The organism is Pseudomonas sp. 05L36, from assembly GCF_056398125.1.
Map to the genome: position 1 here is coordinate 25,062 of NZ_JBFTOU010000019.1, position 21,193 is coordinate 46,254.

The 21,193-nt window shown below is 60.7% G+C and carries 17 protein-coding genes; 9 read left to right on the forward strand and 8 right to left on the reverse strand.

Annotation, left to right across the window (positions count from 1 at the left end):
• Positions 1-9 precede the first annotated feature (9 nt).
• Both AC1DKH_RS19670 and AC1DKH_RS19675 read right to left on the reverse strand, forming a co-directional pair.
• The gene (locus AC1DKH_RS19670; protein ID WP_477799011.1) at positions 10-2,535 is read right to left on the reverse strand and encodes a CS1-pili formation C-terminal domain-containing protein; all 2,526 of its coding nucleotides are present in this window, start codon (positions 2,533-2,535) and stop codon (positions 10-12) included.
• Positions 2,536-2,644: 109 nt separating this feature from the next.
• A complete protein-coding gene (locus AC1DKH_RS19675) occupies positions 2,645-3,139 on the reverse strand; it encodes a CS1 type fimbrial major subunit (protein WP_477799012.1) in 495 nt (164 codons plus the stop codon).
• Positions 3,140-3,649: 510 nt separating this feature from the next.
• Here AC1DKH_RS19675 and AC1DKH_RS19680 point away from each other — a divergent pair.
• A complete protein-coding gene (locus AC1DKH_RS19680) occupies positions 3,650-4,225 on the forward strand; it encodes a PadR family transcriptional regulator (protein WP_477799013.1) in 576 nt (191 codons plus the stop codon).
• Positions 4,222-5,004 (forward strand): siderophore-interacting protein, encoded by a 783-nt coding sequence (locus AC1DKH_RS19685; RefSeq protein WP_477799014.1) that lies wholly within the window; start codon positions 4,222-4,224, stop codon positions 5,002-5,004. Before AC1DKH_RS19680 ends, AC1DKH_RS19685 begins: the two co-directional genes overlap by 4 nt.
• Positions 5,005-5,076: 72 nt before the next feature.
• On the opposite strand, the gene AC1DKH_RS19690 is transcribed toward AC1DKH_RS19685, so the two are convergent.
• Together AC1DKH_RS19690 and AC1DKH_RS19695 are read right to left on the reverse strand one after the other, a co-directional pair.
• Positions 5,077-5,637, reverse strand: a complete 561-nt coding sequence (locus AC1DKH_RS19690) for a Pr6Pr family membrane protein (RefSeq protein WP_477799015.1) — start codon at positions 5,635-5,637, stop codon at positions 5,077-5,079.
• Positions 5,638-5,717: 80 nt separating this feature from the next.
• Positions 5,718-5,948 (reverse strand): VF530 family protein, encoded by a 231-nt coding sequence (locus AC1DKH_RS19695; protein WP_108216564.1) that lies wholly within the window; start codon positions 5,946-5,948, stop codon positions 5,718-5,720.
• Between the two features lie 306 nt (positions 5,949-6,254).
• Here AC1DKH_RS19695 and AC1DKH_RS19700 point away from each other — a divergent pair, with 306 nt between their 5' ends.
• From AC1DKH_RS19700 to cmoB, 7 genes are all read left to right on the forward strand, one after another.
• On the forward strand, positions 6,255-7,637 hold the full coding sequence (locus tag AC1DKH_RS19700; RefSeq protein ID WP_477799016.1) for a carbohydrate porin: 1,383 nt from the start codon (positions 6,255-6,257) through the stop codon (positions 7,635-7,637).
• 238 nt (positions 7,638-7,875) lie between these two features.
• Positions 7,876-10,287 (forward strand): glucose/quinate/shikimate family membrane-bound PQQ-dependent dehydrogenase, encoded by a 2,412-nt coding sequence (locus AC1DKH_RS19705; RefSeq protein ID WP_477799017.1) that lies wholly within the window; start codon positions 7,876-7,878, stop codon positions 10,285-10,287.
• Positions 10,288-10,581: 294 nt separating this feature from the next.
• Positions 10,582-12,999 (forward strand): endopeptidase La, encoded by a 2,418-nt coding sequence (gene lon / locus AC1DKH_RS19710; protein ID WP_477799018.1) that lies wholly within the window; start codon positions 10,582-10,584, stop codon positions 12,997-12,999.
• A 219-nt stretch (positions 13,000-13,218) separates the two neighbouring features.
• A complete protein-coding gene (locus tag AC1DKH_RS19715; RefSeq protein ID WP_477753492.1) occupies positions 13,219-13,611 on the forward strand; it encodes a protease inhibitor I42 family protein in 393 nt (130 codons plus the stop codon).
• Positions 13,612-13,613: 2 nt separating this feature from the next.
• On the forward strand, positions 13,614-14,255 hold the full coding sequence (locus tag AC1DKH_RS19720) for a lysoplasmalogenase (RefSeq protein WP_477799019.1): 642 nt from the start codon (positions 13,614-13,616) through the stop codon (positions 14,253-14,255).
• A 166-nt stretch (positions 14,256-14,421) separates the two neighbouring features.
• Positions 14,422-15,165 carry a carboxy-S-adenosyl-L-methionine synthase CmoA gene (gene cmoA / locus AC1DKH_RS19725; RefSeq protein WP_477763322.1) on the forward strand — a complete coding sequence of 248 codons (744 nt, stop codon included), beginning with the start codon at positions 14,422-14,424 and terminating at the stop codon, positions 15,163-15,165.
• Entirely contained in the window at positions 15,162-16,118 is a 957-nt protein-coding gene (gene cmoB, locus AC1DKH_RS19730) for a tRNA 5-methoxyuridine(34)/uridine 5-oxyacetic acid(34) synthase CmoB (protein ID WP_477799020.1), read from the forward strand. The genes cmoA and cmoB overlap by 4 nt, the downstream gene beginning before the upstream one ends.
• A 129-nt stretch (positions 16,119-16,247) precedes the next feature.
• On the opposite strand, the gene tadA is transcribed toward cmoB, so the two are convergent.
• The 4 genes from tadA to ptsP all read right to left on the reverse strand — a co-directional run bounded on the left by tadA (position 16,248) and on the right by ptsP (position 21,151).
• Positions 16,248-16,745 (reverse strand): tRNA adenosine(34) deaminase TadA, encoded by a 498-nt coding sequence (gene tadA, locus AC1DKH_RS19735; RefSeq protein WP_477799021.1) that lies wholly within the window; start codon positions 16,743-16,745, stop codon positions 16,248-16,250.
• On the reverse strand, positions 16,745-18,121 hold the full coding sequence (locus tag AC1DKH_RS19740) for a multicopper oxidase family protein (RefSeq protein WP_477799022.1): 1,377 nt from the start codon (positions 18,119-18,121) through the stop codon (positions 16,745-16,747). The genes tadA and AC1DKH_RS19740 overlap by 1 nt, the downstream gene beginning before the upstream one ends.
• Before the next feature lie 202 nt (positions 18,122-18,323).
• Positions 18,324-18,614 carry a PTS sugar transporter subunit IIB gene (locus AC1DKH_RS19745; RefSeq protein WP_477799023.1) on the reverse strand — a complete coding sequence of 97 codons (291 nt, stop codon included), beginning with the start codon at positions 18,612-18,614 and terminating at the stop codon, positions 18,324-18,326.
• 2 nt (positions 18,615-18,616) lie between these two features.
• Positions 18,617-21,151 (reverse strand): phosphoenolpyruvate--protein phosphotransferase, encoded by a 2,535-nt coding sequence (gene ptsP / locus AC1DKH_RS19750; RefSeq protein ID WP_477799024.1) that lies wholly within the window; start codon positions 21,149-21,151, stop codon positions 18,617-18,619.
• Between the last annotated feature and the right edge of the window lie 42 nt (positions 21,152-21,193).

Genomic DNA, 21,193 nt, shown 5'->3' on the forward strand with positions numbered 1-21,193 from the left:
TTTCATCGCTCAACCCGCCTTCTGCTCGGTCAAGGTGATATCGGCCAAGGTGTCCGGCGTACAACGCAAATCACCAATCATCAACACGTTGTTTTCGCTGCGATGCCGGTCGGCCTGGAGACGGAACTGGCACAGCAACTGGTTGCCCTGACGCACTTCCAGCGTTGGCGAACTGGCGTTCATTTCCATCGAGAAGAAACCATCGACCTCTGTCACGCCACGACTGGCGTGGTTGATCACGTGGTGGCCCTTGAGCGGCTGCCCTTGCGAGTCGACCAGCCGGCCCAGTACGGTCAGGGTTTTCATCACCCGCACCTTGCGGTATTCGACACCCCCCTTGTTCAGGTGATAACGGGTGCGGGCCGGTTCGATGGTGGCCGCCGGCACATGGTTGCCTTCGAAATCGAAACTCACCGAGCTGTTCTGGTACGCGGTGATCGGGATGAAGTTGCGTCCCGGCTTCAGTGCCGCGCTGCCGCCGCTATAGTCGTCGGCGCGCAGGGCAATGTCGTCGATGTCCGACTCCACATCGACAATCAGCCCGGCACCGCGCATCTCATGCTGGCTGGTCAACACCATCTGCTGGCCGCCGAGGGCCAGGGTACTGTCCAGGTTGAGGCCGCCGGTAAAATTGCCGTTGAAGGACGAACGCTGAACGAAACCATCACCATTGATCGCGTCGGTACGAAAGTTGGCGAGGCTGGAAACGCCGACGCCGTAGGTATCGGTGAGCGCCGTCACCGAGACGTTTTGCAACACGTGATCTTTCAGGTCTTTGCGCCAGCCAATGGAGGCGTTGTTGTCGCGACCACCGTCCCGGGCCGTGCGCGAACCGATGCTGCCGGTGATCTGCTGTCCAGGTGCGCCGAGTGCCAGGTTGACGCTCAGGTCGACGCCACGATTGCGGTCGTTGCCGCTGCTGAAACTGCCCGGGCGATCGAACAGCGACAGCCGCCAGTTGCCATCGCTGCCAAACAGGTGGGTGCGCTGGTTCCAGCCCAGATCGAGGCCGACGCCTTCGACGTTGCCCTCGCTGTGGGACACCCGGGCATTGATCGTGCTCTTGCTGCTGAGCCGATGATTGAGTGCCAGCGAGGAGTTGCTGGTCTCACCGACGAACACATTGCGTTGGCGCACCCGGGTGCCATCCGGCAGGGTTTCGTAAAGATTGGTGGTGTCCAGCCAACTGCGGTTGTGGCTGATCACGACGCTGCCGGCGCCATAGTTATAAAGACTTTGCAGGTCCAGACCGGTGCCGTGGTCCTGCGTCTGATAGGCGTTGGCGTACAGGCTGATGTGATTGGCCAGGGTCCAGTCGACGGAAGTGCCGTATTGCAGTTTTTCGCGAACCTGCCGTGCCGACAGCCCCAGAATGACCCGTGGATGCGCCAGGTAATTGACCGAGGCCCCGGCCGTGGTGCTGCCGCTGGATTGCTGATTCCAGTTGCTCAACAGTTTGCTTTCTTCCCCGGCGAACAGGTTGTAGCGCCAGCGCTCGTCGAGGTTGCGCCAGTTGTTGGGCTTGTACACCAACTCTTGAGTGCTCGAGGTGATCTGGCCGTCCTCGATCAGGCGCACTTCGACTTCATAGATCCCCCCCGGCAGCGGCCGAGTGTCGAGGGTCTGCAAACCGGCGGGCATCGCCTGGGTATTGATCAACAGACCGTCGCGATAGATTTCCACCGAGCCCTGGCGGTTGGCCGTGACGTAGATCGGATAGACGCTGGGCATCGGACTGTTGATGGCGAGGCTGTCGGAGCTGCCATACATGACGCCGACAGCGGTGTCGGGACTGGTGCCGAACGTGCGCGGCTGGCGGGTCAATCCTTCGGAATTCGGGGTGAAATAACCCAGACGAAAGAAACTGCCTTGCAATTCGCGCTGGGTGTAAAGCTCATGGACTGCGTGATAAAGCTTGTCATCCGGACCGCCAAGACGGGCCAGTTGCATGTTGAATGTCTGGCTCCAGTTGCCCAGGCTGGCGCTGGCTTCAAGACCGAAGCGTCCGCCCAGATCCTGTTGCTGGCCACCGTTGAGATTGAGCTGGTTGCGCACCATCAGACCGCTGCTTCCGCCATCGGGCTGTTCGTAATAACGCTTGGCCTCGACGTCGCGTTCAGCGTTTTCGGTGAGGATCGAGACGAGGGAGTTTTCCAGGTTGTAATGCACCGCCAACACCTGATCCGGACACGAACCGGTGCACGTGCCCAGCGGCACGCCTGGCTTGAGATAACTGGCCCACTTTTCCCGCTCGGCGGGGCCGAAGCGGTTTTCGCTGGTGTCGGTAAATTCAAGCAACGTGATGCGATCATCACGAGATAACACCACCATGGCCTCCCCCAGCGGTTGCTGATCGAGCTCCACCCGAACAGCCAGAGGCACATCAAAGAAATGCTCCTCGAAATCTGCCGGCAGGCCTTTGGCCTGGGCCAACAGACTTCGCGGTGTCGTACCGGCGGAAGAAACGGGAGCCGCCGCTGCACTGGCACAAAACAACAGCGCAAGCGCAGCCGCGATGGGTGTCATCGGGAACATGAACTCTTACTCTGGTTACGAACGGGTTGGAGTCCGGCGGACAGGCCGGTCAGGTTGTCCGCCGGTTAACGCCACTTGAGCAGTTAGCGTTTGTTACCTTGAAGCTCGATCAAGGCGTGCCGACCGGAGCAACGGCGTCGAAGGTCATTGCGACCACACCGGTGTAGTCGCCCGGCTGGAAGGTTGTGCCCTTGGCAGTGATTTTCAGCGGCGCGCGGTAGTTCGCGTCGGACTCGGATTCCCCCACGACCATTTGTGGAGTGAGCGTCAACTCCTTGTTATTGAACTCGACTTTCAAATCAATCGACTGAGCACCGGAGATTAATTTAGGTGCACTTTCCAGGCTGGCGTGAACCGAGCCATTATTGTTGCGCACGTCGAAGAAACCATTAACTTCTCCCATCTTGCCAGTGGCTGGCTGGAAGCTCATGTCCTGATCCTTGTTGACCAGATCAGGGTCGGTTGGCACTACATAGAAGCCATTGGTTGGCACGTGAGCGATGAGATTGATCGAGTGAGCAGCCTCGCCCGCGGCGAGAGCCATGGAGGATTGGAGAGCCAGAACAGCCAGTGGGGCAGCGATTGCAAATTTCTTGAACATCATTCAGTACCTGTTTTCTTTTAAAGGTTCGGTTCATTGAAAGTTCAGACAGCTCATAGCCGTAAAGTCCGGTGGCTGTGTTCTTTCAACGCCGGGGCATGATCGACTTACCGCTCTGGAAAGTAAGCAGGCAACTTCCTATGAGCTCGTAGTTAAACAACCTCATGACCAGAAAGACAAAACCGCAAAAAATCAAAATACAAAACGATGACTGTAAGTTGCGACCTACATACAGTTTTATTGAAAAAACCAGACAGCAGTTCTAGCCAATTAACATGGGGATTTTTACGCCTTTAGAATATAAGCTCAAAAAACTTTAGAGTAATAACTTTAAGATTGTTGAATAGCCGGGTGTCGTAGAAAGAGAGGCAGGCGGTAGGGTTTTTTCGATGGATTCCACACATTTTACTACGCCACCGCTCGTCGGCATGAGGTCGCCTCGCACGGAAAACGCCTTGATCCAGATTGAAGATATATCTTAAGTTATATCTAAACACGACGAGAGAAGACGAAATGAGAGACCATCATTCCCCCCATCGCGAACACGGTGACGGCCGCGACGGCTTCGAGAAGCGCCCCGGCCGCGAACGCGGTGGCCGCGGCCCACGGGTATTTGCCCCCGGCGATCTGAAACTGCTGCTGCTGGCGCTGATCGCCGAGCAGCCGTGCCACGGCTATGACCTGATCCGCCAGATCGAAGGCATGTTCGACGGCGCCTACAGTCCCAGTCCCGGTGTGATTTACCCGACGCTGACGTTCCTTGAAGAAAGCGAACTGATCCAGGGTGACGCCGAAGGTGGAAAAAAACGCTACACAATCACCGACGCCGGACGTCTTTCCTTGCAGGAGCAAGCCGTTGCACTGGACGGCGTGCGGATGCGCATCGATGTGAGCAAACGTTCGCTGCGCGGCCATGATCGCCCGGCCGAAATCCACGAGGCGGTGCACAACCTGCGCCACGCCCTGCAAATGCACCATGGCCGCTGGAGTCCGGAAGAAATCCTGCGGGTACGCGATCTGCTCAACAACACCGCCAAAGCCATCGTCGACGGCCCTGCCGTTCAACCCGTTCAGGAGAACGCCGAATGACTGAAGTGATCACCACCATTGCCCGTGTCATGCACGACATCAAACGCCGTCGCCTGGAAGTGTTGCGCGTGGTCGACCTGACTCCGCGCATGCGCCGGATTACCTTGGGCGGGCCTGAACTGGCAGGCTTCGTCAGCCTGGGCACGGACGATCACGTCAAACTGTTGTTCCCGCAAAACGCCGAGCAAGCTGCGGCTCTGGAAACCCTGGTGCTGGGCGCCGGCAAGGACAACGGTCCGCTGCCTGAAATGCGCGACTACACACCGCGCCGCTACGACCTGGATACCCTGGAGCTGGACATCGATTTTGTATTGCACGGCGACGGCCCGGCTTCGACCTGGGCCGAGCAGGCCAAACCCGGCCAGTTTCTGCATATCGGCGGGCCGCGTGGCTCGATGATCGTGCCGGATATCTTCGACAGTTACCTGCTGATCGGCGACGAAACCGCCCTGCCCGCCATCGCCCGGCGCCTGGAAGGCCTGGCGGCCAACCGTCGTGCGTTGGTGATCGTGGAAGTGGAAAACGGCAAGGAGCAGCAGGTGCTGCACAGTGCGGCCGAGGTCAATGTGATTTGGGTGCTGCGCGAAGGTGGCAAGGACAATCTGCTGGCCACCGTGCGCCAGATCCAGGTGCCAACCGGCAGCCTGTACGCGTGGGTGGCGACCGAGAGCAAAGTGTCGCGGCAGATTCGTCGGGTGTTGCTCGATGAGCACAGTTTGAACGAACAATTCGTCAAAGCCGTCGGCTATTGGCGGCTGGATGACAGCGACGAGGAGTGATGCCTAAAAAGATCGTCCGAAGGCTCGGGCCGCGTTCGGACGATCTTTTGATCTTGATCCAACGAACTCCAACTAATGATGAAGACGACGATCCAGCCCGATCACCAGCAACGCAATCACCACAAACCCCGCCAACAACCCGCCGGCATTGATGAACACCTGTGGATAACCCAGCTTGTCGACATCTATGAACGGGTACGGATAAACCGCCAGCAAATGCCCGCGCAACAGCGCATAGCCAAAATAAACCAGTGGATAAATCACCCACAGCGCGATGTGCCACACGCGTAATGTGCCCTTGGGCACACAACGCCACCAATACCCCAGAAACAGCAACGGCATGATGTCATGCAACAGCTCATCGGCCAGCCATTGCCAGCCTTCGGGATGCCACAAGTGGCGCAGCAACAGGTTGTAGGCCAGGCTCACCACGGCGATGCTCACGGCAATCGCACTGCTGACCCAAGGCTGCAGGAACCAGCGGCGCGCGGCTGACTCGCGGGTTGTCCATTCACAGGTCAGCACGGTCGCCACCAGGGTGTTGCTCAGCACGGTGAAATAGCTGAAAAAACTCATCAGCCCACCGATCAGGCTGGCGCCCAGCGTCCAGCGAGAATGGAGAATCAGGTACATCTGGATGCTCAATCCCGCCCAGCCGAGCGTGGCAGCCACAGCCACAAAACGGCGGCGAAACCCGAACGGATTGACCCTGTTCAAAGCGGTCGTTTGGTGCGCATCAACTTCACATACAGGCGTTCGACCTTTTCTCGCGCCCATGGGGTTTTACGCAGGAACGTCAGGCTCGACTTGATGCTCGGGTCGCTCTTGAAGCAGCGGATATCGATGCGTTCGGCCAGCCCCGACCACTCGTAATGTTCAACCAGCGCGTTGAGGATCTGTTCCAGCGTCACGCCGTGCAGCGGGTCAGGGTTGTGTTCGGTCATGCCGGGCCTTCGAGCAGAGTGGGAATTGGAAGCCGCGCACCTTACGTTAAATGTAGGTGAAACGGAAAAGATCGCAGCCTGCGGCAGCTCCTGCATTGGAATCCGTATCCTGTAGGAGCTGCCGCAGGCTGCGATCTTTTGTCACTGTTACCAAATCCGAAACGATGCATGTCAGCAAAAGCACTTTCTCTATTTGTAACAGAACATTATCCTTGCGCCCCGCTGCCTGCTGAAACGCTTCTGCTTTCGCTTCACGCCTGCCGCTTTCCGTTTATCCCCCAGAAAAAGATCAAGAACTCCGTCTCTATGCCCGACTTTAAATCTTTGCGAGACAGCGCTGTCTTTGCAGCTGCTACCCATCGAAACATCCTGCCCCTGATCGGTGGCCTCACCGCCCTGGGCCTTGCCTCCTGCGCTCAGGCGGCGCCTGCCTTCGACAGCGATTCACCATGGATGCTTGGTGACTGGAACGGCACTCGCACAGAACTCGCGGAAAAAGGCTACGACTTCAAAGTCGATTACACCGGTGAAATGGGCAGCAATCTGCACGGCGGCTACGACCACGACCGCACCGCGCGCTACAGCGATCAGTTCGGCCTGGGCACCCACCTGGACTTGCAGAAGATCCTCGGCTGGAATGACGCCGAGTTCCAGTTGACCATCACCGAACGCAACGGCAACAACATCAGCAACGACCGCATCAACGACCCGCGTGTCGGCGGCTTCACCTCGGCCCAGGAAGTCTGGGGCCGCGGCCAGACCTGGCGCCTGACGCAGATGTGGTATCAGCAGAAATTCCTCGATGAAAAACTCGACATCAAGGTCGGCCGTTTCGGTGAGGGCGAAGATTTCAACAGCTTCCCCTGCGACTTCCAGAACCTGGCGTTCTGCGGCTCCCAGGTCGGCAACTGGGCGGGTGACATCTGGTACAACTGGCCGGTCAGCCAGTGGGCGATGCGGGTCAAATATCACCTGACGCCGCAGTTGTACGCGCAGATCGGCGCGTTTGAGCAGAACTCGTCGAACCTGGATCGCGGCAATGGCTTCAAGCTGAGCGGCAGCGGCACCCAGGGCGCGGTCCTGCCGGTGGAACTGGTGTGGACGCCGAAGCTCAACGGCCTGCCGGGCGAGTACCGTGCCGGTTACTACTACAGCAGCGCCAGCGCCACCGATGTCTACAAGGACAGCAATGGCCAGCCTGCGGCCCTGACTGGCGAAGCCTACCGCAGCGCCTCGAGCAAACACGGCATGTGGCTGGGCCTTCAGCAGCAAGTCACCAGCGTCGCCAGCGACCACTCCCGCGGCCTGAGCCTGTTCGCCAACGGCACGATGCACGACAAGAAGACCAACGCCATCGACAACTACGTCCAGGCCGGCCTCGTCTACAAAGGCCCGTTCGACGCGCGCGCCCGGGACGACATCGGTTTCGCCATGGCCCGCGTCCACGTCAACCCGGCCTTTCGCAAGAATGCCGAGGCGACCAACCAGGCCAACGCCGTTTTCGACTTCGACAATCCGTCCTTCCTGCCGCCCCAGGACACCGAATACAGCGCCGAACTCTATTACGGCGTGCATGTGACCAACTGGCTGACCGTGCGCCCGAACCTGCAATACATCCGCCATCCTGGTGGCGTGAACGAGGTCGATGACGCGCTGATTGGCGGGATCAAGATTCAGTCTTCGTTCTGACCAACACCACAAAACCTTTGTAGGAGCGAGCTTGCTCCGGGCGGCGTTCCGACGATGGACGTCAACGATAACGCTTCGAGCCTGACACCCCGCGGCGTTCTCAGGTTTCTCGCGAGCAAGCTCGCTCCTACAGGGACTGCGTCAACCAAACCGGTTTTATCTGAACCCTGCCCGCGCCGGATCGTCATCTACAGTGAACTGGCGCGGGACTACTTGAAACGTCACGGAGAATCACACTATGAGCACTGATAGTGCCTTGGGTCGAAGCCGTCTATGGCCGACCCTGCTCGGCATACTGCTTCTACTGATGGGCCTGGCCATGCTGGCCGGGGGGATCAAGCTGAGCATGCTCGGCGGCTCGCTGTATTACCTGCTGGCCGGTATCGGCATCGCGCTGAGCGGCGTCCTGCTGATCGCCGCCCGCCGCGCCGCGCTGGGCCTGTACGCGCTGGTGCTGTTCGCCAGTACCCTGTGGGCGCTGTGGGAAGTCGGCCTGGACTGGTGGCAACTGGTGCCACGCCTGGCGCTGTGGTTCGCCCTCGGTGTGGTGATGCTGCTACCGTGGTTCCGTCGTCCATTGCTGATCAACGGCCCTGCCCCTATGGGCACTGGCGCCTTGAGCGTGGCCGTGGTCCTGGCCGGTGCCACCGCCGTGGCCAGCCAGTTCACCCATCCGGGCGAGACCTTGGGCGAGTTGGGTCGTGACTCGGCTGACATGACCAGCACTGCGCCGCAGATGCCCGAAGGCGACTGGCAGGCCTATGGCCGCAGCGAATTCGGTGACCGCTATTCGCCACTCAAGCAGATCACCCCGGCCAACGTCGGCAAGCTGCAAGAAGCCTGGCGTATCCAGACCGGCGATCTGCCAACCGCCGGTGATCCGGTGGAACTGACCAACGAAAACACCCCGCTCAAGGCCAACGGCATGCTCTATGCCTGCACCGCCCACAGCAAGGTGCTGGCGCTGGACCCGGACACCGGCAAGGAACTATGGCGTTTCGACCCGCAGATCAAGAGCCCGGTGGGCTTCAAGGGCTTCGCCCACATGACCTGCCGTGGCGTGTCGTACTACGACGAAGCGGCCTACGCCAAGTCTGAAAGCGCTGCTTCCGCAGTGATTTCCGAGGCCGGCAAAGCCGTCGCCCAGGCCTGCCCGCGTCGTCTGTACCTGCCAACCGCCGATGCACGCCTGATCGCACTCAACGCCGACACCGGCAAGGTCTGCGAAGGTTTCGGTAAAAACGGTGTGGTTGACCTGACTCAAGGCATCGGGCCGTTCACCCCCGGTGGCTACTACTCCACCTCGCCAGCAGCGATCACCCGTGACCTGGTGATCATGGGCGGCCACGTCACCGACAACGAGTCGACCAACGAGCCATCCGGTGTGATCCGTGCCTTTGACGTACACGACGGTCATCTGGTGTGGAACTGGGACAGCAACAATCCCGACGCGACCGAACCGCTGCCAGAGGGTGAACACTACAGCCGCAACTCGGCCAACATGTGGTCGCTGGCCAGCGTCGACGAAAAACTCGGCATGGTCTACCTGCCACTGGGCAACCAGACCCCTGACCAGTGGGGCGCAGACCGCACCCCGGGCGCCGAGAAGTTCAGTGCCGGCCTGGTCGCGCTGGACCTGGCCACCGGCAAGGTGCGCTGGAACTACCAGTTCACCCACCACGACCTGTGGGACATGGACGTCGGCAGCCAGCCAACCCTGCTGGACATGAAAACCGCCGACGGCATCAAGCCGGCTGTGATCCAGCCGACCAAGCAAGGCAGCCTGTACGTCCTCGACCGTCGCGACGGCACGCCGATCATCCCGATCAAGGAAATCCCGGCTCCGCAAGGCGCCGTGAAAGGCGACCACACCGCACCGACCCAGGCCCGTTCGGACCTGAACCTGCTGGCCCCGGAACTGACCGAAAAAGCCATGTGGGGCGCCAGCCCGTTTGACCAGATGCTGTGCCGCATCCAGTTCAAGGAGCTGCGTTACGACGGTCAGTACACCCCGCCGTCGGAACAGGGCAGCCTGATCTATCCGGGTAACGTCGGCGTCTTCAACTGGGGCGGAGTTTCGGTCGACCCGGTTCGCCAGATGCTGTTCACCAGCCCGAACTACATGGCCTTCGTCTCGAAAATGGTGCCTCGCGCCGAAGTCGCGGCCGGCAGCAAGCGCGAGAGCGAAACAGCGGGCGTGCAACCGAACACGGGCGCACCGTACGCGGTGATCATGCACCCGTTCATGTCGCCGTTCGGCGTACCGTGCCAGGCTCCGGCCTGGGGCTACGTGGCCGGCATCGACCTGACCACCAGCAAAGTCGTATGGAAACGCAAGAACGGCACCAGCCGCGACAGCTCGCCATTGCCTATCGGCCTGCCACTCGGCGTGCCAAGTATGGGCGGCTCGATGGTCACCGCCGGCGGCGTCGGCTTCCTCAGCGGCACGCTGGATCAATACCTGCGTGCCTATGACGTCAACACCGGCAACGAGCTTTGGAAATCGCGCCTGCCGGCTGGCGGTCAGGCTACGCCGATGACCTACACCGGCAAGGACGGCAAACAGTACGTGCTGCTGGTCGTCGGTGGCCACGGCTCACTGGGCACCAAAATGGGCGACTATGTGATCGCGTACAAACTGTCCGAGTAAGTTTTAGCGGCAGCTCATTAAAAGGCGACGCCCTCACAGGTGTCGCCTTTTTTATGGTCACCAACAACCACCGTAGGAGCTGCCGAAGGCTGCGATCTTTTGATTTTCCAGGATCAAAAAATCGCAGCCTTCGGCAGCTCCTACAAAGCACTGCGCAGCGCGTCGTACCGCAAGTCAAGCTAACCTGTCTCTGCGCTGAACACGCCTTCGAAACACCGCGTTGCAGAAAATGACCGTTGAAACCACCGCCAACCTGCCCCATCTAAGACCCATACCCATTGCGCAGGTGCCCCCATGAGCGACCAGCAGGAATTCCCCGAAGACCCGAGTGAATACGCCGATCCGGAAAACGCCCCACAGCACAAACCCGGCAAAGGCCTGGCCCTGCCCGGCCAGAACCTGCCGGACAAGGTCTACATCATCCCGATCCACAACCGACCGTTCTTCCCGGCCCAGGTCCTGCCGGTCATCGTCAACGAAGAGCCGTGGGCCGAGACGCTCGACCTGGTGGCCAAGTCCGAACACCACTCCCTGGCTCTGTTCTACATGGACACGCCCCAGGATGACCCGCGCCACTTCGATACCTCGGCCCTGCCGCTCTACGGCACGCTGGTCAAGGTGCACCACGCCAGCCGCGAAAACGGCAAACTGCAGTTCGTCGCCCAGGGCCTGACCCGCGTACGCCTCAAGACCTGGCTCAAGCATCACCGCCCGCCGTACCTGGTGGAAGTCGAATACCCGCACCAGCCCACCGAGCCGACCGACGAGGTCAAGGCCTACGGCATGGCGCTGATCAATGCGATCAAGGAACTGCTGCCGCTCAACCCGCTGTACAGCGAAGAGCTGAAGAACTACCTCAACCGCTTCAGCCCCAACGACCCGTCGCCGCTGACCGACTTCGCCGCCGCGCTCACATCGGCGACGGGCAGTGAGCTGCAGGAAGTCCTCGACTGCGTGCCCATGCTCAAGCGCATGGAAAAAGTCCTGCCGATGCTGCGCAAGGAAGTCGAAGTCGCGCGCTTGCAAAAAGAGATTTCTGCCGAAGTTAATCGCAAGATCGGTGAACATCAGCGTGAGTTCTTCCTCAAGGAGCAACTCAAGGTCATCCAGCAGGAGCTGGGACTGACCAAGGATGACCGCAGTGCCGATCTCGAACAGTTCGAACAGCGGCTGACCGGCAAAGTGCTGTCACCACAAGCGCAGAAACGCATCGAAGAGGAAATGAACAAGCTGTCGGTGCTCGAAACCGGCTCACCGGAGTATGCGGTCACCCGCAATTACCTCGACTGGGCGACCTCGGTGCCGTGGGGCGTCTACGGCGATGACAAACTCGACCTCAAGCACGCGCGCAAGGTGCTGGACAAACATCACGCCGGTCTCGACGACATCAAGGACCGCATCCTCGAGTTTCTCGCGGTCGGTGCCTATAAAGGCGAGATCAGCGGCTCCATCGTATTGCTGGTCGGTCCGCCGGGCGTGGGCAAGACCAGCGTCGGCAAATCCATCGCCGAGTCCCTGGGCCGGCCGTTCTATCGCTTCAGCCTTGGCGGCATGCGTGACGAAGCCGAGATCAAGGGCCATCGTCGCACCTACATCGGCGCACAGCCGGGCAAGCTGGTGCAGGCGTTGAAGGACGTCGAAGTGATGAACCCGGTGATCATGCTCGACGAGATCGACAAGATGGGGCAGAGCTACCAGGGCGACCCGGCCTCGGCGCTGCTGGAAACCCTGGATCCTGAGCAGAACGTCGAATTCCTCGACCACTATCTCGACCTGCGTCTGGACCTGTCGAAAGTGTTGTTCGTGTGCACCGCCAACACCCTCGATTCGATCCCCGGCCCGTTGCTGGACCGAATGGAAGTGATTCGCCTGTCGGGATACATCACCGAAGAAAAAGTCGCCATCGCCAAGCGTCACCTGTGGCCCAAGCAGCTTGAAAAAGCCGGCGTGTCCAAGGGCAGCCTGAGCATCAGCGACAGCGCGCTCAAGGCACTGGTCGACGGTTATGCCCGTGAAGCGGGCGTGCGTCAGCTGGAAAAAAACCTCGGCAAACTGGTGCGCAAAGCGGTGATGAAACTGCTCGACGAGCCGAAAGCGGTGATCAAGCTCGGGCCGAAAGACCTGGAGGCCTCGCTCGGCAAACCGGTGTTCCGCAACGAGCAGGTGCTGTCGGGTGTCGGCGTGGTCACCGGCCTTGCCTGGACCAGCATGGGCGGTGCGACCCTGCCAATCGAAGCCACACGCATCCACACCCTCAACCGTGGGTTCAAGCTCACCGGGCAACTGGGTGACGTGATGAAAGAATCGGCGGAAATCGCCTACAGCTACGTCAGCTCGCACCTGAAGTCCTATGGCGGCGATCCGAAGTTCTTCGACGAAGCCTTCGTCCACCTGCACGTGCCGGAAGGCGCCACGCCGAAGGACGGCCCGAGCGCCGGCGTGACCATGGCCAGTGCCCTGCTGTCGCTGGCGCGCAACCAGCCACCGAAAAAAGGCGTGGCCATGACCGGTGAGTTGACGTTGACCGGGCATGTCCTGCCGATTGGCGGGGTGCGGGAAAAGGTGATTGCGGCGCGGCGGCAGAAGATATTCGAGCTTATCTTGCCTGAGGCCAACCGAGGGAGCTTCGAAGAGCTGCCGGAGTATTTGAAGGACGGTATTACCGTGCATTTCGCCAAGCGGTTTGCGGATGTGGCGAAGGTGTTGTTCTGACAGTCATGTAGCGCCAGTACCACCGCTTTCGCTGGCAAGCCAGCTCCTACAGTGGTCGGCGGTGTTCACACAATGTGTGTTCACTGCAAAACCCTGTAGAAGCTGGCTTGCCAGCGAAAGCGTCAGTCCTGGCACTGCAGCCCTTGGCTGGCCATCACACTTTGTCTCATCTTAAGTTATGCTCGCCGTTCGTCGTGAACGCCGGAGCCCCTGAAGCCTATGTCCTCCATTCGCCTGCTTGCCCCCTTCGCCCTCGCCCTGCTGGCCGGATGTGCCACGCAACCTGCGCACAACGTGACAGTGGAAAACCAAAGCGAATGTCCGGTGAAACTCACCAACGGGCAAAACCTGATCCTGACCTTGCCGAGCAATCCGACCACGGGCTATCGCTGGGCGATCCAGGATTCGGCCGGCGGCGTGTTGCACGCCCTGGGGCCAGAGGTTTATCGAAACCCGGAAGATGCCGGCATCGTCGGCGCGGCCGGGGTCTCGACCTGGCGCTTTCAGGCTTTTGCGACCGGCACCGGGCGTTTGCGCCTGACCTCGCAACAGCCGTGGGCGCCGGAAGTGCTGCCGGTGGACTCGTTCGACTGCGCGATCTCGGTTAACTGACCGTGGGCTGGCTGATTCTGGCGCTGATGGGCGCGGTGACCTTTCTTTACGGCCTGAGCGTGCATGCGTCTCTGCTGTGCCTGCTGGTCAAACCGCTGCCCGTGCTGGCCTTGCTCGGCTGGTTGCATGACGCTCCGCCCGGTGAATATCGGCGCTGGATCAGCCTGGGGTTGATTTTCTCCCTGGTCGGCGACGTGTTGCTGGCGTGGCCGGGGGACTTGTTTGTATTTGGGCTGGGCGCGTTTCTGGTCGCTCATCTGGCCTATCTGAAAGCGTACTTGAGCGACTGCCGGCGTCTGGCGCTGTTGTCGCTGATTGTCGCCCTCGGTGTTGGTGCCGTACTGCTGGGGATCCTGATCAATCATGGACTGGGGCCATTGCTGGTTCCGGTGATCGTCTACGGTCTGGCCATCAGCGCCATGCTCTGGCGCGCACTGGCCCGGCTCGGCACCGAGGTGCCCAAGCGTTCGGCGCTGTGGGCAGCAGCGGGCGCAGTGGCGTTCGTGTTCTCCGACAGCGTGATTGGCATCAGCCGGTTTGTGGTGCCGTTCGATGCCGCGCCTTATGTGATCATCCTCAGCTATTGGCTGGGGCAATGGGGTATCACTGTCTCGGCTTTCAGCAAAAAAACGCAACCAGCATGAGAAAAAGATCGCAACCTGCGGCAGCTCCTACAGGGATCGCGTTTGCAGGGTAGGAGCTGCCGCAGGCTGCGATCTTTTGATTTGGCGCTTTATCAGACAACCCGCGCATCCCCGCGCCAACTTGGCTAAAATGCCGGCCTTTTCCACCTGCACCGCTGGAACCGCCGTGAGCAAAGAACCCGATCGCCTTTTCGCCCAGCCTTTGGCCCAGGTGCCTGACTTCGCCTTTAACGAGGACGTGGTGCGGGTGTTCCCGGACATGATCAAGCGCTCAGTGCCGGGCTATCCGACCATCGTCGAAAACCTCGGCGTGCTTGCCGCGCAGTTCGCCCAGCGGGACAGCGTGCTTTACGACCTGGGCTCGTCGCTCGGTGCCGTGACCCAGGCCCTGCGCCGGCACGTGCGCACCGATGGTTGCCGGGTGATCGCTGTGGATAACTCCGCGGCGATGGTCGAACGCTGCCGCGAGTACCTCAACGGGCAGGATTCGATGTTCCAGGAGTTGCTGCCGGTCGAGGTGATCGAAGGCGACATTCTCGCGCTGGAGTTCCAGCCGGCCTCGGTGGTGGCGCTGAACTTCACCCTGCAATTCATCGCCCCGGACCAGCGCACGGCGTTGCTGTCGCGCATCCGTCAGTCGCTGTTGCCCGGTGGTGCCCTGATCCTCTCGGAAAAACTGCGCTTCGAAGACGAGCAGGAACACGCACTGCTCACCGATCTGCACATCGCCTTCAAACGCGCCAACGGCTACAGCGAGCTGGAAATCGCCCAGAAACGCAGCGCCATCGAAAACGTCATGAAGCCCGACAGCCTCGAAGAACACCGCGAACGCCTGTTGGCCGCCGGGTTCTCGAAAGTCGTGCCGTGGTTCCAGTGTCTTAACTTTGCCTCGTTGATTGCCTTGCCATGATTGATCTGTCCCCCCTTGCCCGCCGTCTGGCCGGTACTCCACTGGCCGATTGGGCCAACACCCTGCAGGCGCAACTCGACAAGAAAATGGAAAAGGGTCATGGCGACCTGGAGCGCTGGCAAAGTGCGCTAGACGCTTTACCGAAGATCCAGCCAAGTGAAGTCGACCTGCTCAATGGCTTGAAGCTGGACACCGATTGCGACGATGAAACCCGCGCGCAAATGCGCACCGCATTGATGGGCCTGTCGCCATGGCGCAAGGGGCCGTTCGACCTGTTCGGCGTGCACGTCGACACCGAATGGCGCTCGGACTGGAAATGGTCGCGGGTCGCCCCGCACCTGGACCTGAAAGGCAAGCGCATCCTCGATGTCGGCTGCGGCAACGGCTACTACATGTGGCGCATGCTCGGCGCCGGTGCCGACAGTGTGATCGGTGTCGATCCGAACTGGCTGTTCTTCTGTCAGTTCCAGGCGGTGCAGCGTTACCTGTCCGAACCGAATGCCTGGCACCTGCCCTTCCCGTTCGAAGACCTGCCGCCAAACCTCGAAGGTTTCGACACAGTGTTTTCCATGGGCGTGTTCTACCACCGCCGCTCGCCGATCGAACATTTGCTGGCGCTGAAGGATTGCCTGGTCAAAGGTGGTGAACTGGTGCTGGAAACGCTGGTGGTCGAAGGCGACAAGCATCAGGTGCTGGTGCCGGAAGACCGGTACGCGCAGATGCGCAACGTGTGGTTCCTGCCGTCGGTGCCGGCGCTGGAGTTGTGGCTGCGTCGTGCCGGGTTCACGGACGTGAAGTGCGTGGATGTGAGCACCACCACGGTCGAGGAACAGCGCGGGACGCAGTGGATGAAGTATCAGTCGCTCAGTGACTTCCTCGATCCCGAGGATCACAGCAAGACCGTTGAAGGGCTGCCGGCGCCGATGCGGGCGGTCATTGTCGCCCGCAAGTAAACCCCAGTCTCCCAAACACCGAATAAACCTGTGGGAGCGAGCTTGCTCGCGATGAGGCCCTGTCAGTCAACAGAGATGTTGAATGTTAGTCCGCTATCGCGAGCAAGCTCGCTCCCACAGGGTCCGTGATTAGTCTGATGGTTTGGCGCGCCGGGCCTTGAAGAATTCGCTGAGCACCGCCCCACATTCCTCCGCCAACACCCCGCCTTCATACAACACCCGGTGATTCAAAAAGCCCTGGGTAAAGAACTGCCCCTGGCTCTGCACGATCCCGGCTTTCGGCTCCAGCGCGCCGTACACCACCCGCGCAATCCGCGAATGCACGATCAGGCCGGCGCACATGCTGCACGGCTCCAGCGTCACATACAGCGTGCTGCCCGGCAGGCGGTAGTTGCTCACGGCCTGGGCGGCGGCACGGATGGCGACCATCTCGGCGTGAGCGCTCGGGTCGCTGGCACTGATCGGGCAATTGAAGCCGCGCCCGATGATTTCCCCGTCCTGCACCAGCACCGCGCCCACCGGCACTTCGCCAAGGGCCGCACCTTGCGCCGCCAGTGCCAGGGCTTCGTGCATGAATTCGCGATCACGGCTGCGGTCGATGATGGCGGCGGGACGAATCTGACGCATCACGCCACCTCGATGGCGGCCATCAGGCCGGTTTCCATGTGGTCGATCACATGGCAGTGAAACATCCATACACCCGGGTTATCCGCCACCAGCGCTACCTGCGCGCGCTCGTTCTTGCCCAGCAGGTAGGTGTCGGTGAAATACGGAATGACCTTGTGCCGGTTCGAGGCAATGACCTTGAAACTCATGCCGTGCAGGTGAATCGGGTGTTGGTACTGAGTCATGTTCTTCAATTCGAAAATGTAGCTCCTGCCCTTCTCGAGCTTGGCAATCGGGCGGTCGGCGCAGGTCTTGTCGGTGATGTCCCAGGCCTTGCCGTTGATCTGCCACAGGCTCGGCGGCTTGCCGTTATCAACGTTGACCGATACCGAGCCGACCCATTCGAAATTGAAGTTGAGTTTCTCGGCATTGGCCAGGTCCGGCTCGGCGATCGGGTTGGCCGGCAGTGCCGGCGGCCACTCGGTCGGCGCATCGGCATTGGCCACCGAACGGAACGTACCCAGGCGTACCGGGCCGTTGCGCAGCGACAACTCCTCACCGGCCGGCGGGGCCTTGATCGCCAGGCAAATACGCATGCCCGGACCGAGCCAGTACTCCTTGCCGAGCGGTCGTGGCTCGACCGGGTTGCCGTCCAGTGCATAGATCTGCGCTTCGACGCCGGGAATGTTCAGGCGATAAGTCAGGGTGTTATCGAGGTTGAGCAGGCGTACACGGGTGATCTGCCCGGCCGGAAAGTCGATCACCGCTTGCGGCACGCCGTTGATGGTTGCCAGGCGCCCCGCCGTACCGCCACGGGCCGCTTCACGGGGAATGCTGAACTCGACGAAATTGCCGACGTCATCGACATGCCAGCTCTTGAGGCTCAAGGTCTTTTCATACTTGAAACCGGTCGGCTCACGCTCTTCGATGATCAACGGCCCCACCAGGCCACGGCCGAGCTCTTCGCTGCTGTTCACATGCGGGTGATACCAGTAGCTGCCGGCATCCGGCACGCGGAATTTGTAATCGAAGTATTCACCCGGCAGCACCGGCAGTTGCGAGACGTACGGCACGCCATCCATTTCCAGCGGCAGACGAATGCCGTGCCAATGAATGGTGGTGGCGACTGGCAGGTGGTTGATGAAGCGTACCCGCAACCATTCACCCTGGCGCACCCGCAACTCGGTCCCCGGTGCGGACGGGCCGAACGCCCAGGCCTGAGTCTTGTGCCCGGCCACCAGCTCAACGTCCAGCGGCGCAGCGATCAACTCGTAGTCATGACCGGCGTCAGCATCGGCCATCTTGCCCAGCCAGTAACGCGACGCGCCACCGGCTCCGACACCAACGACAACAAGACCGGCCAGGCCACCGAGGATTTGGCGACGGGTAAAGGACATGAACTCAACTACCTCACGTATCAACCACAGGCGAGGGGCCTGCAAAAGGCGAATACGATACACCTGCGGTTGAGAAACAGTAAGGGCAGCGCGGCGGATGGTCGCCACAAGAGCAAGATCAAAAGATCGTCCGAACGCGGCCCGAACCTTCGGCAGCTCCTACGGGGGGAGGGGCGGCCCCCCCCTCATCACAAAGGTCCGGTTATGGCTGAAGTCCGGTAATCAAATGCACAACCCCATCCTCCAGTAGCATCACGCCCGGCACCCCCGCAGCCGTTAGCGCCTGCCGATCCATTTGCACCACATCCCGCAACTCCACCCGCACCCGGGTCAGCGCCATCGGCTGTTGCGACTTGAGGTTATCCACACCGCCCAGCGCGGCCACGACATTCGGGGCCAAACCGCAATCAGGCTGAGCCACCACTTTCGGCTCATCCACCACCAGGTCCGGCGTCAAAGCTTTCCAGAACGCCCGCTGCATTTTCTCGAACATGCTCAGTTCTCCAGAACCAGTGAAGTATTGACCGTTGCCTCGTGGTGCTGCCGCAATGCCTCGCGTACCTGCTCGGCACTTTCCAGCCCCAGCACCTGCTGGGCGATGGCCTGACAATCCAGCAGGTCCACTTCGCGAACCGCCGCTTTGATCGCCGGAATCAACGGTACGCTCACCGACAGCTCATCCACGCCAAGCCCCAGCAACAGCGGTACCGCCAGTTTTTCCGAAGCCAGGGCGCCGCACACCCCGACCCATTTGCCATGGACATGAGCGGCTTTCATGGTGCTGGCAATCAAGCGCAGCACCGAGGGATGAAAACTGTCGGCCTGACTGGCCAGCCGTGGGTGATCGCGGTCCATGGCCAGGGTGTATTGGGTCAGGTCGTTGGTGCCGATGGAGAAGAAATCCACCTCGGGTGCAAACAGGTCAGCCATCAACGCCGCCGCCGGTACTTCGATCATGATCCCCAGTTTCGGCAGTTCCGTGAGCCCTGATGTCAGCGCCTCTTCTTCAAGCAGCTGACGGGCCAACCGCAACTCCGACAGCTGCGTGACCATCGGCAGCATGATGTGCAGGCGAGCCAGTCCGGCGCTGCTCAGAATTGCCTTGAACTGATCGCGCAACAGCTGCGGACGCTCCAGGCACAAACGAATTCCGCGCATACCCAAAAACGGATTGGTTTCGTGGTCCATCGGCACGTAGGCCAACGGTTTGTCACCGCCGACATCCAGGGTGCGCACCACCAGATTGCGCGCGGGCCCCAGGGCGCGGGCGATGGCGCTGTAGGTGGAAGCCTGCTCGTCATGGCTTGGCGCATGATTGCGATCCAGATAAAGAAACTCCGAACGCAACAGACCGACGCCCTCGCCACCCAGCGCCATCGCCTGTTCGGCTTCGGCTAGCGAAGCGATATTGGCGGTGATTTCAACGTGATGCCCATCACGGGTACAGGCAGCCAGCCCTGCATTGGCCAGCTCGTATTGCTGGCGTTTCTTTTGCTGCTGACGATGGGTTTGCAACTGCTCGATGGCGGTCAGTTCAGGATCCAGCTGCAACTCGCCCTTGTCGGCATCGAGCAACACCCGCGTGCCGTTGGCCAGTGCCAGCACCTGAACCGGCAAGCCGCAGATCGCCGGCAGACCAGCGGCCCGGGCCAGAATCGCGACGTGGCTGGTGGCGCCACCGCCGACCGTGGCAAATCCCAATACCTTGCAGGTATCGAGCCCGGCGGTCTGGGACGGCGTCAGTTGCTCGGCGATCAGGATCGCGCCGTCAGGCAACTCCAGCACGCAGTCCTGCACGCCCAGGATCTGTTTGAGTACCCGTTGACTCACATCCGCCAGATCTGCCGCCCGTTCCGCCAACAGCGCATTGCCCCGGCCCAGGAACATGGTTGCCGCCGCCTCGGTGGCCGCGCGCCAAGCGAACGCCGCGCTTTTACCTTCGTCGATCAGCTCATGGGCCGCTCCTAACAAGGCCGGATCGTCAAGCAGTTCCTGATGCGCCTTGAAGATGTCCGACTGCGCGCGGCCAACAGCGTTGTCACACAACTGCTGCAAGACCTGCCATGCCTCGGCCAGGCCCCGGGCCAAGTGATCGCGTTCAGCATACGCAGTAGTGCCGAGTTCATTCACTTCCAGTTTTTGTTCGGTTATCTGCACCACTTGGCCAAACGCCGATCCGGCCGATGCACAAACTCCACGCAACACTGTCAGCGATGAGGCCACAGTCCCCTTCGCATCAACCTGCGTCGAGGCCGCGCCTGCTTCACCGCAGCCTGTCACCAGCAGCTCGGTCAATGTCTTGATCGCCGCTTCGGCATCCGGGCCCGCCGCGCTGACTTGCACAACATCGCCGTGAACGGTCTGCAACGCCATGATCGCCACCAGGGATTTCGCGTTCACGCTGTTATGCTGTTTATGCAGGAAAATACTCGCTGAAAACCTCTTGGCGGCCTGGGCGAACACCGCCGCCGGGCGGGCGTGCAAGCCGTTCGGATTAGCCAGCGTCACCGGTTTGGAGAACAGCGCCTCGCCCTTCTCCGGCACCGCTTCATCCATTATCTGATCGGCCGTATTCAAACCCAACAACGGTTGGCCGCTGTCCACCAGGCCCGTTTCGGGTACCAACCAAGTGAACGGCTCGCCACTGACCACCAGCATCAATGTCAACAAACTGCGCGCATGCAAGGCGATGTAATCGGCATCGAACTCGATCAGCGACTGCCCAACGTCAACCTGCTGCCCCTCCACCACCAGCCGGGTAAACCCCTTGCCCGCCAGGTTCACGGTGTCGAGGCCAATGTGCAGCAACACTTGCACGCCGTTCTCCCCTGTGATGCTGACGGCATGCCCGCTGGCCTGCACATTGCTGATGATCCCGGCCAGTGGCGCGCACAAGGTGTTTGAAGTCGGATCGATGCACAAACCGTCACCGATCACGCGACTGGAAAACACCGGATCAGGCACAAGGTCCAGAGGCATCAATACGCCGGACAAGGGCGCGTGCAGTTGCAATTGTTGGGGTGTGGCCATGACGTCACCTGCTGTTTTGTTCTTTATAAAAGACGCTGGGAT